The sequence below is a fragment of the Paenibacillus tundrae genome (assembly GCF_030812775.1).
GTDB lineage: Bacteria > Bacillota > Bacilli > Paenibacillales > Paenibacillaceae > Paenibacillus > Paenibacillus tundrae_A.
This window is the reverse complement of sequence record NZ_JAUSTI010000011.1, coordinates 24,934-36,430: the sequence shown is the minus strand read 5'-3', so window position 1 is coordinate 36,430 and position 11,497 is coordinate 24,934. Positions and strand designations below refer to the sequence as shown.

Sequence of the window (11,497 nt, the reverse complement as noted above, 5' to 3'; positions counted from 1 at the left end):
ATTCAATCCAAGTTTGAGCTTTTTGGCCTATGTCTTGTCAAAGATGATTACGATTTTGCAGAAGCCAACACTTCACGCTTTTTTCCACTCGTTTTTTTGTATTTGATCTTGGTCGCTTCCCCGCCCCGCAAATGACGGATCGACTTGTGGTACTCCAAAATGTGTTTTACCTGGTCAGCAAGATCAGGGTTGATTTCCGGCAAACGCTCCGTCAGATCCTTATGCACAGTACTCTTTGACACGCCGAATTCCTTGGCTATGGTACGGACCGTATTTCTTGTCTCAACAATGCAGCGACCAATTTTGATGGTCCGTTCCTTGATGTAATCGTGCACGCTCCCGCCTCCCTACTGTGTGGATAGTTTGGTACATTATATGAGGAGCATGCCTATATATTCGCGGTTTAGAGGTGTGACAAGCTTCGAAGGTCCCATAATTTTCAGAAAACGTAAAAAAAGCAGAGGGAGCATTCCCTCTGCCTTCGGCGTACTGCGGTAAAAAATCAATTATTTTTCCGGGAGAAATCCTTGTGGGTTAACCGGCTGTCCGTCTTCATAAACTTCGAAGTGCAGATGGTTGCCAAGCGTTTTACCCAACTCATTCACGCCAGCTGATGCAATGGCATCCCCTTGCTTCACTTCGTCATTTTCTTTTACTTTCACATCGGACAAGCTCTGGTATACCGTCTTGAGGTTCTCGTCGTGAGTAATTTCCACAACTTGACCTGTCAGCGGATTTTGTTCAACCCGGGTTACTTTTCCGCTAAGCGCTGCTTTAACTTCAAACGATTTGTTATCTCCTCTTGCCAGATCTACACCGGTATTCGGGATAAACGTATCGTTATACTGTACCATCGCAGCTTCATGCTCTTCCGTCGAACCTTCGTTTTCATAGAAAGGCTTAACAATCGATACTTCCGAAGGGCTCGCTACTGGCCATACAAAACTTTCCGACTTCGCAACAACTTCCATACTTTCCTGTTCGCCATCCACCACTGCTGTTTCTTCTGTACCCTTGGTGCCGGTTTCTACTACACCTGCTGGATCCGAGTTAAGCGCTTGTTCGCTTGTTCCCTGGTAGACCCAAACTAATGTTAGTATAATACCTGCTGCTGCGATGTAGGCTGCTGGGAACACCCAACGTTTGGACATTGCTCTTTTCCATGAAGAGGGCTGGCTAGCCGGTACTCCTTGTGTTGTTTTAGGAGTTTCTTCTTGGACTGTTTTTTTGTTTTGTTCATTCATCTTGATCACCTCAGTAACAAGTGTTACCGGGTGCAACTCTTTTATACACGCGCGACTCTAATTATTTTCATAAAACTTTCAGAGAGTGCTATATAAGGAGTAGATGCGCGGTTGGTATGCGCTCCGCTCCGGTGACAGAAAACCTTTCGACTCGCTCTTATCCCCAGATTTCCTGATTATAATCTCCTAAGGGAGAAATCCGGGGATAAAGGCGGACGCTTCGCTTCTACAGGCCTTTTCTGTCTCCTACGCTCCTCAACACTCGCACTTTCAGCTGATATAGGCAAAGCCTGAAAGTCTTAAGATGGGGCGGGCAGGTGGAATAAGATGGCGTAGATGTGCGGTTGATATGCGCTCCGCTCCAGGGATAGAGAACCCTCCGACTCACTGTTATCCCCGGATTTCCTGATTATAATCTCCTAAGGAAGAAATCCGGGGATAAAGGCAGACGCTTCGCTTCTACAGGCCTTTTCTGTCCCCTACGCTCCCCAACCCTCGCATTCTCCGCCGATATAGTCAAAGCTTGAAAGTTTTAGCATGGGGCAGGGTGTGTAGGTAAGTAGATTAGCCGGGAGTAGATAGATGGTGATTAGCTTTAGCCGGTATATCGGCAATTGGCTGGCTTGAGATTGGTGTACTAGCTGAGTTGGGATTCGCTAGCTTGTGATCGGTGCACCGGTTGAGTTGGTAATTCGCTAGCTGATGATTGGTGCACCCGCTGTGTTGGAGATTCACTAGGATGGGTGATTGGTGCACCGGCTGTGTTGGAGATTCGCTAGCTTGGTGGTTAGTGCTCTGGCTGAGTTCCTAATTTGCTATTGGTCGTCGGTACATCCTAGATAATGTACTTTTCTAACGAACTCAGGCTGCCTTATAAGCACGAAAATCAGAGCTGAGAACTTCTAACGAACCGTGGACACGCTAATTACTCATTTAGGCGCTAAGATCGCATCAATTCCCTTGTATATCGTGATATAACGCTTCTGAGGTTCGTTAGAATCTCCAATCACTGAGATAGAGCCCAATAAGGTCTCTCAGGTTCGTTAAATCTCCATATCAACTCGCATTGCAAAATCAATCAATACAATATCATTTCATCTAAAGCAATCCAAGTTCATCTCATCTACTTCGATGCCAGCATCTTGGATGCCTGTCCAAAGGATATGCCCGTATAGTAGTGTTTGAGGATTTGCGTTGCCGTGTGTCCCTCTTGCGCCATCCCATTGGCTCCCCACTGGCTCATGCCTACACCGTGGCCGTATCCATAGGTTGTGAACTCGATCTTGTCTCCGTCACTCTTCCAGCTGAATTGACTCGATCGCAATCCAAGTAAATTCCTAACTTCAGGGCCGCTGAACGTCTGACCGGCAATCTGCATTTCTTTAATCCGGTGTCCCTTCGTTGTGGACAGCACTTCCATCCAGGCACTTCCCTTTTGAGCTGAGACGGGTATTGCACTAGCACTCAGATTTAACTTTTGCAACACTTCGCTACGCTTCATCGTAACAGTCTCCTCAAATCTCGGGGCGATCTTCTTGTCCCACGGACTGTCTACACTTTTGAGATAAGGCACAACATTCCCCCATACGTCTTCTGCATTCTCGGTATACCCATTACTGGTTGAGAAAAAGGAAGCCGTGATCGCTTTACCCTGATATGTCATGACCGCATCGCGGCTCTCACGAATGGCTTGCTCTAGCTTCTCCCAATCTTCCGCTTTGCCGAGCCGCGTCCATTCGGCCTTCGCTTGATCTGGTGGGATAAATACTTGGTGACTTACCGTATCGGTAACGTCCGCATCACCCGAGGGCACGCCACTTGTATCATTCGCCGCCAATCTTCTGACGATAAACGTGCGAGCTGCAATGGCTTGAGCTTTCAACGCTTCCAGTCTGAACTCAGCTGGCATCTCAGCGGCGACCACACCAGATACGTACTTCTCCAGCGGAAGCTCCATCGTTGTACCTGTTGCTGACAGATATACCCGTACATTGGGCTCTGGATACGTGACAGGTACAGCAGGAGTAGGTGCTGGCGTAGATGTACTATTGGCGGTAGGTGCTGCCGGAACTGACTTAACTGGATCATCTGATCGTGGCCAGACCAGAATAACAGGGATTAGCAAGGCGAGCGTGAGTAGTGTAGTTGCCGCTGCAACAGGTTGCCAGCGTGGAGGTCTGCGTCTGCCCCAGCGATGCCCACGTGCAAATGTCCTCATTCGCCGCCGCTTCACAGGGCGGAAATGATCCAGTTCAATAACAGGCACGTGCATCTGGCCTGTTGTTGCATCATCTGATGTATCTACCCTCGCTTTGCGTGGGGCAGATGTAGTCGCTGAGCCTACTGATGCTAACCGAATAGGTGTCACCGAGGCTAGCTTGTCTTTTTCCATAGTTGAATTAGACGTTGGCTCCTCTGAATCTGTAGCACCTGGGCGAGGAACAAGAGGTACCTTAACCTGAACACGCGCTTCTTTCATTTCGACATAACCCTCCGTTGTCCACGAGTGACCATGCACCGGCCTATTTTGTTCAATTCCATAGTTTAGGGTATGAGTTAAATTGATCTGATAGAACAACATTTAAGAGAAACACACTTCTCTTCTATTCTTTCATTTGGGCATCTAAATGCGTATGCATCACCGATAAATATTGATCTGACGCGATGTTCCACTTCCTAGCTCCCTATTTACCTACTCCGTTCCCAGCACTCCCAGCTCTTCTCTCTCGCTTAAAATCAGTTCAGAATTCAATGTTATGCTACACATAGATTAGGATCAGCTATTAATAGAATCAGGTACTTATACCATCATCCATGCACGGCACTCCACTCCAAAAAAGGACAAAAAAAAGCCAAGCCCAGTGGGCTTAGCTTGGTTGGTTCATTTCTCAAATACAGTTCATGCGTAATTCGCATGACCACGCACAACAACAGTTCAGCACAGCGAACAACTATGCATACTTCAATGTTAAGCCAAAGTTGGTTGTACCTTGAACAACGGCACTTCTTCTTCAACTTTATCATTGGATGCTTTCGCTGCATCGAGCTTAGGCTCTTCAACGGAAATCCGATAAATATCGGCTCCAAGGCCATTCAGCTTCTCAGCCAAATGAACATAACCACGATCGATGTGATGAACACCGCCCACTTCTGTCGTACCTTCAGCAACAAGACCCGCGATAATAAGTGCGGCACCCGCACGCAAATCGGTAGCTGTTACTTTAGCACCCTTCAGCTTGGCGTTACCAGTAATAATAGAAGAACGTCCTTCTACTTTGATCTCTGCATTCATCAGTTGGAATTCATCCACATGCATGAAGCGGTTCTCAAATACCGTCTCGGTTACTACGCTAGTTCCTTCGGAAGCCAGCAATAGTGCCATCATCTGAGACTGCATATCCGTCGGGAAGCCAGGGTATGGTAATGTTTTCACATCTACCGCCTTGAGTGGACGATCTGCGATAACTCGAACGCCGTTCTCGTCAGGTTGAATCGTCACACCCATCTCTTCCATCTTCGCAATAACCGATCCCAAGTGGTCAGAGATTGCACCTTCAATGTAGACGTCACCACCGGAGATTGCAGCAGCAGCCATGTACGTTCCTGCTTCAACGCGGTCTGGAATAACAGTGTGTCTAACACCAGAAAGCTTCTCTACACCCTCGATCCGAATTACACCAGTTCCAGCACCGCGTACTTTGGCTCCCATTCCATTCAGGAAGTTAGCAAGATCCACGATTTCTGGCTCTTTAGCGGCGTTCTCCAGAACAGTCACGCCTTCAGCCAATGTTGCAGCCATCATAATATTTTGAGTAGCACCCACAGATGCCACATCTAGATAAATTTTAGCACCACGTAGTCGACCTTGACTGCGTGCCTCTATATAACCTTGACCCAAACTGATCTCCGCACCCATGGCTTCGAAGCCTTTCAGATGTTGATCAATAGGTCGTGTACCGATGGCACATCCACCAGGAAGCGAAATTCTCGTGTGACCCATACGTGTAAGTAGAGGTCCCATCACCAAAAATGACGCCCGCATTTTACTTACCCACTCATATGGAGCTTCACAGGAAGTAAGTTTTTCCGCATTTACGGTAATCACTTCGTCCCGGTATGTAACACCCGCTCCCAGCGATTCCAACACCTTGTTAATCGTCATCACATCGTCTAGAGGAGGTGCGTCAATAATAACGCTTTGTCCTTCTTCCCCTAAGAGAGAGGCAGCGATGATCGGAAGAACAGAATTTTTAGCGCCGCTAACTTTGACACTTCCGGTCAACCTTTTGCCACCGCGGACGATAAATTTGCTCATCATGGTTCCCTCCGCGCGTTTATTCCCTTTTCTTCATTCCGGAATACGTGTAGCCCTTCTTGCAGAAGGACTGTTGCTGTGTGTGGAATTCCGACATATCATGGCAAAATCTACCATCGATGTCTGCTCAGAAAAGAATTGGTTTATAGTTCAAAAATTTGATGATGACATAGCCGAATCAACTGCATAAAGCCCTGTTAAACAAGACATATGGATCGGCAAAGAATAAAAACTGACGGTTGGGATAATTTTCAGCCGGATTTAACCGGAGATCCCGTTTATAGCCTTATAAATAGTGAACATTTGTGATTTCCCTAACTTCCATCATAACATTGTTGATTTGTTCGATACAAGCATTTTTACATAAAACATCTCAAAATCATCCAATTTCACGTCACATTTTTTTCGTAATTAGCACGTCGACAATCCATACTCTAATTGTTAACACAATTAATCGATGTTATTCGACAATGACCCTACTTGAAAGAGCCTAAGAGAAAATTAACCAACCCTCTCAAGATTAAAACAAATGACGCAACATTTGTGTCCATGACAGGTAATCAATAACGAAACCTGAAACGGCATGACCCAGAATGATAGCGAGCAATAAGTGTAGCAATCTTCCCTGAGCTCCTCTAGGCTGTCTGATTATAAGATCAAGCTTCAGGTTCTGCAGAGCCCACCAAGACACTGCTATGCACATAAGCGAGACGATAATCGAAACAAGACCATTTGTACTTAGAGCCTGGTTTACCTGATTCGTCAGATCAGTATCCATATATTCATTACCTCCACATTTGTTGCAGCGACCCGCGCAAATTTGCTTGTCATCCTTTGAAGTAGCCTTGTAAGGATAATCTAATAATTAACACGGCATACACTGAGCCTATTTGGTTAGAGAGCCGCTAAGCGGATTCTCGATTGCCCAATCACTGAGTAACAACAAACTGGCTATGAATGACTATGAATTTCATCCCTGCAACTGCGTCTAATGCTGACTCTATGGAATATAGGCTCTTTCATCATACATTGTCAATTACATTGATTTCCACTTCGGAAATATTCTAAATGAAATTATTCGGGATTTTGGTACTAAAACGACATAAAAGAGCGCTATTTTGATATCAAGCTTGTCATTTCCTCGGAAATAATTTGGTTTTTGGTCTACAAAAATGGTTCTTACTGCTTCATTATCGTCATTACTTTAGTCCTATATCCTATTCATGCCCACCCAAACGGTGATTGTCATTTCAATAATTTAAACTATTAAAATTTCAAATTTATCCTTCTTACTTTTCAAAAGGGACAACAGACATAAAACCTAATTCCCCTCAATATAATCGGCTTATGTCTCACCTGTACACGTCAAAAAAGCCTGGCGGAACAAGCCGCCAGACTTAATGAATTGTTTATTTGCCGAATACGTTAATCCGGTTAACCGCTTTTTGCAGAGCAATCTCTGCACGACGGTGATCAAAGTGATCCTGGTTGCTTTGGCTAGCAAGCCGGCGTTCTGCCCGCTCTTTGGCCGCACGCGCACGATCCACATCGATATTCTCCGGAAACTCGGCACTCTCTGCAAGTACAACCACCTTGTCTTTACGGACTTCGATAAAACCGCCGCCAACAGCAACTTGTTTCATCTCTTTTCCGTTCTTGATCAAGATTGGTGCGATTTGCAAAGGTGTGACCATAGGGATATGCCCTGGCAAAATACCCAGTTCCCCTTCAACACCACGAGCGCTGATACTATTAACCTGTTCGGAGTAGACCAGGCGCTCAGGGGTTACAATCTCCAACAAAAAGGTGCTCAATTCCATCCCTCCTGAAACTATCCGAAGGATAGCTCGCTTCATAAGGACAATCCTGGATTCAGATTATACCAGTGTTTTGGCTTTCTCCACTGCCTCTTCAATTGTACCCACGAAGAGGAATGCTGCTTCCGGAAGATCGTCATGCTTGCCTTCGAGAATTTCTTTAAAGCTGCGCACCGTTTCTTTAACCGGAACATATTTACCCGGAATACCGTTGAATGCTTCAGCAACGTGGAAAGGTTGGGACAAGAAACGTTGAATTTTACGCGCACGATAAACGAGCGCTCTATCTTCCTCGCTGAGCTCGTCCATACCCAAGATTGCAATGATATCTTGCAGCTCGTTGTAACGAGCCAAGATACGCTTAACGCCTTGAGCAACGCTGTAGTGTTCTTCACCTACAACTTCTGGTGCTAAGATCCGTGAGCTGGATGCAAGTGGATCTACCGCAGGGTAGATACCCATCTCGGAGATTTTACGCTCCAAGTTCGTTGTTGCGTCCAAGTGAGCAAACGTTGTTGCAGGAGCCGGGTCAGTATAGTCATCCGCAGGTACATAGATCGCCTGAATGGATGTAACCGATCCTTTTTTGGTAGAAGTGATACGCTCTTGCAATTGACCCATTTCTGTAGCCAGCGTAGGCTGGTAACCTACCGCGGATGGCATACGTCCAAGCAAGGCAGATACTTCTGAACCCGCTTGAGTGAAACGGAAGATATTATCGATAAAGAGCAACACGTCACGGCCTTCTTCATCACGGAAATATTCCGCCATCGTCAGACCTGTGAGGGCTACACGAAGACGTGCGCCTGGAGGCTCGTTCATTTGTCCGAAGACCATTGCTGTTTTGTTGATAACGCCGGAATCACTCATCTCGTGATACAAGTCGTTACCTTCACGTGTACGCTCACCAACACCGGCAAATACGGAGATACCGCCGTGCTCTTGTGCGATGTTGTTGATCAGCTCTTGAATCGTTACCGTTTTACCTACACCGGCACCACCGAAGAGACCGATTTTACCACCTTTCGCATAAGGTGCGAGCAAGTCGATAACTTTGATTCCTGTCTCCAGCATCTCTGCTTGGGTAGTCAGTTCATCAAATGCAGGAGCTGAACGGTGAATCGGGTTCTTGTGTTCAGCAGCTACTGTACCACCAGTATCGATTGCTTCGCCGAGTACGTTAAATACACGACCCAGTGTCGCTTCTCCGACTGGTACAGAGATTGGAGCTCCAGTATCTACTGCTTCCATACCACGAACGAGACCGTCCGTAGAGGACATCGCGATACAACGTACCCGGTTGTCACCCAGATGTTTCGAAGCTTCGAGTGTAAGGCTTACACTTACGCCGCTCTCACTTACTGTAGTGATCGTAATGGCATTGAGGATTTCCGGCAGACCGCCGCGATCAAACTCGACGTCAACAACCGGACCCATGATGCTCACAACGCGTCCTTTGTTCATCTTAACGTTCCCCTCCTACAAGCCTGCTACTTTTGCAAAAATAATGTCCGTTCGTTTATCTTTGCTCTGCAAGCCTTCATTAATAAAAAACGATTATCCTTGTGCTGCGTTGGCACCTGCCACAATCTCCGTAATCTCCTGCGTAATCGCCGCTTGACGGGCACGGTTATAAGTCAATGACAAGTCATTAATGAGTTTAGATGCATTTTTGGTTGCATTACCCATTGCCGTCATTTTCGCGCCTAGCTCACTCGCCTTACCGTTCAGAAGTGCACCATAGATCAGCGTCTCCGCATAACGCGGTAGCAAAACCTCAAGTACAGCTTCAGCAGACGGCTCGTATTCGTAGCTTGCTGTTGGTCCTTCCGCAGCAGACACCTCAGGTGTTTCCATCGGAAGAAGTTTCTCTACCGTAGGAATCTGGGTCAACGCATTCACAAAGCGGTTATAACAAATGTACAATTCATCAAATTGAGCCAGTTCAAACCCATGAACAGCTTCGTGTGCAATGGATTTGATATCTGCAAATGAAGGTGAATCCGACAGATCCGTAGTTGTGGATGCCATCGCAATTTCACGACGTCTGAAGTAGTCGCGTCCTTTACGTCCAATGACGAACAATTCGTAGTCATCCTGAGAGGTGTGGCGTTCCTTGAGCGTCTGGTTAACCTGACGCAGAACGTTCGCATTATAACCACCTGCAAGACCACGATCCGATGTAATGATTAGATAAGCTGTCTTTTTGACCGGACGGCTCTCCAGCATCGGATGCTGAATCCCCTGCGTACTGGATGCAATACTAGCTACAACTTCTTTCAGCTTGTCCGAATAAGGACGGGCTGCCTCAGCTTTTTCCTGCGCTTTACGCAGTTTAGCAGCTGCAACCATCTCCATTGCTTTGGTGATCTGCTTGGTGCTTTGTACGCTTTTAATTTGCCGCTTAATTTCGCGCATGCCTTTTGCCATGATTTCACCACCTCAAAACTTTGGCAAAGCCAAAGTTACTTCGTAAGCCTCAACACTCGTTCTGACCAAGTCAAAACTAGATCATAAGCATTATATTACTTTGACAGAGTCAAAGTTTTACATGCAGACATGCGGAATCGGTTAACAACTCCGCAGACTGCAATCATCTATTTAGACAGAGACAGCGAAGCTCTTTCTGAACTTCTCGATTGCACCTTTCAGTGCGTTTTCGTTGTCTGAAGTCAATTCTTTTGTATCACGGATGGATCCGAGAATCTCTGGATGTGTGCTCTCCATGAATGCAAGGAACTCATGTTCAAAACGAGTAACATCGCCTGTTGGAATCTCATCCAGGAATCCTTTAACAGCAGTGTACAAGCTGACAACCTGTTGTTCTACAGGCAACGGCTGGTTAACACCTTGTTTCAGGATTTCCATCATGCGTGCACCACGATTCAGACGAGCCTGAGTCGCTTTATCCAGATCGGAACCGAACTGGGAGAACGCTTGAAGCTCACGATATTGAGCGAGGTCGAGACGCAGGGAACCTGCAACCTTTTTCATCGCTTTGATCTGAGCAGAACCACCGACACGGGATACGGAGATACCAACGTTGATCGCCGGGCGTTGTCCAGCATTGAACAAGTCGGCTTCCAAGAAGATCTGTCCGTCTGTGATGGAAATTACGTTCGTTGGAATGTAAGCAGATACGTCGGAAGCTTGTGTTTCAATGAACGGCAGTGCGGTTAAAGAACCACCACCCAGTTCATCATTCAGCTTCGCAGCACGCTCCAGCAAACGGGAGTGCAGATAGAAGACGTCACCCGGATAAGCCTCACGGCCCGGTGGACGACGAAGCAACAAGGAAAGCTCACGATAAGCAGAAGCTTGTTTAGTCAAGTCATCATAGATAACTAGAACGTGCTCGCCTTTGTACATGAAGTACTCACCCATCGAACAACCGGAATACGGTGCGATGTACAAGAGTGGTGATGGATCAGAAGCTGCTGCAGTTACAACGATTGTGTATTCCATTGCGCCTTTACGACGAAGAGTTTCCACAACTTGTGCAACTGTAGATTGTTTCTGACCGATAGCCACATAGATACACTTCATGCCGCTACCTTTTTGGTTCAAGATGGCATCGATCGCGATGGATGTTTTACCCGTTTGACGGTCACCGATGATCAACTCACGTTGTCCACGACCGATAGGTACCATTGCATCAATGGCTTTGATCCCTGTCTGCATTGGCTCATGAACGGATTTACGATCCATTACGCCTGGTGCTTTACCTTCAACCGGACGGAATTCCGTTGTAGCGATTGGCCCTTTGCCATCCACTGGAATACCGAGCGGGTTCACAACGCGTCCAATCAATGCTTCGCCTACAGGCACTTGCATGATTTGACCAGTACGCTTAACTTGGTCGCCTTCACGAATATCATAGTAAGGTCCCAGGATAACGACACCGACGTTGCTTTCTTCTACGTTCATGGCGAGTCCCATAACACCGCTTGGGAATTCAACCAACTCGTTGGACATTACGTTCTCAAGTCCGTATACACGAGCAATACCATCACCAACCTCGATAACCGTTCCGACTTCGACTACATCGATATCGGTCTTGTATTGTTCGATTTGGCTCTTAATTAATGTACTGATTTCTTCTGGTTTGATACTCAAGTGTC

Annotated in this window: 9 protein-coding genes; all 9 read right to left on the bottom strand. The window is 46.6% G+C overall.

Going from position 1 to position 11,497, the window contains the following annotated elements:
• Positions 1-47 precede the first annotated feature (47 nt).
• Entirely contained in the window at positions 48-335 is a 288-nt protein-coding gene (spoIIID, locus tag J2T19_RS19080; RefSeq protein WP_024632710.1) for a sporulation transcriptional regulator SpoIIID, read from the bottom strand.
• A 171-nt stretch (positions 336-506) separates the two neighbouring features.
• Positions 507-1,244 (bottom strand): M23 family metallopeptidase, encoded by a 738-nt coding sequence (locus J2T19_RS19075; protein WP_307218485.1) that lies wholly within the window; start codon positions 1,242-1,244, stop codon positions 507-509.
• A gap of 1,123 nt (positions 1,245-2,367) precedes the next feature.
• Positions 2,368-3,723: a stage II sporulation protein D gene (spoIID, locus tag J2T19_RS19070; RefSeq protein ID WP_307218483.1), complete on the bottom strand. Its 1,356-nt coding sequence runs from the start codon at positions 3,721-3,723 to the stop codon at positions 2,368-2,370.
• 489 nt (positions 3,724-4,212) lie between these two features.
• On the bottom strand, positions 4,213-5,559 hold the full coding sequence (murA, locus tag J2T19_RS19065; RefSeq protein ID WP_145051586.1) for a UDP-N-acetylglucosamine 1-carboxyvinyltransferase: 1,347 nt from the start codon (positions 5,557-5,559) through the stop codon (positions 4,213-4,215).
• 520 nt (positions 5,560-6,079) lie between these two features.
• Complete coding sequence (locus J2T19_RS19060) at positions 6,080-6,337, bottom strand: DUF1146 family protein (protein WP_145051535.1); 258 nt, start codon at positions 6,335-6,337, stop codon at positions 6,080-6,082.
• A 631-nt stretch (positions 6,338-6,968) separates the two neighbouring features.
• The gene (locus tag J2T19_RS19055; RefSeq protein ID WP_307218479.1) at positions 6,969-7,373 is read right to left on the bottom strand and encodes a F0F1 ATP synthase subunit epsilon; all 405 of its coding nucleotides are present in this window, start codon (positions 7,371-7,373) and stop codon (positions 6,969-6,971) included.
• 63 nt (positions 7,374-7,436) lie between these two features.
• Entirely contained in the window at positions 7,437-8,840 is a 1,404-nt protein-coding gene (gene atpD / locus J2T19_RS19050; RefSeq protein ID WP_095359962.1) for a F0F1 ATP synthase subunit beta, read from the bottom strand.
• A 93-nt stretch (positions 8,841-8,933) separates the two neighbouring features.
• Entirely contained in the window at positions 8,934-9,806 is an 873-nt protein-coding gene (gene atpG / locus J2T19_RS19045; RefSeq protein ID WP_307218475.1) for an ATP synthase F1 subunit gamma, read from the bottom strand.
• Between the two features lie 171 nt (positions 9,807-9,977).
• The gene (gene atpA, locus J2T19_RS19040) at positions 9,978-11,492 is read right to left on the bottom strand and encodes a F0F1 ATP synthase subunit alpha (RefSeq protein ID WP_145051541.1); all 1,515 of its coding nucleotides are present in this window, start codon (positions 11,490-11,492) and stop codon (positions 9,978-9,980) included.
• Between the last annotated feature and the right edge of the window lie 5 nt (positions 11,493-11,497).

Bases quoted from the DNA above. Each gene is read 5' to 3' on its own strand.
- J2T19_RS19075 (WP_307218485.1), bottom strand. From the start codon at position 1,244: ATGAATGAACAAAACAAAAAAACAGTCCAAGAAGAAACTCCTAAAACA.
- spoIID (WP_307218483.1), bottom strand. From the start codon at position 3,723: ATGAAAGAAGCGCGTGTTCAGGTTAAGGTACCTCTTGTTCCTCGCCCA.
- murA (WP_145051586.1), bottom strand. From the start codon at position 5,559: ATGAGCAAATTTATCGTCCGCGGTGGCAAAAGGTTGACCGGAAGTGTC.
- J2T19_RS19060 (WP_145051535.1), bottom strand. From the start codon at position 6,337: ATGGATACTGATCTGACGAATCAGGTAAACCAGGCTCTAAGTACAAAT.
- atpD (WP_095359962.1), bottom strand. From the start codon at position 8,840: ATGAACAAAGGACGCGTTGTGAGCATCATGGGTCCGGTTGTTGACGTC.
- atpG (WP_307218475.1), bottom strand. From the start codon at position 9,806: ATGGCAAAAGGCATGCGCGAAATTAAGCGGCAAATTAAAAGCGTACAA.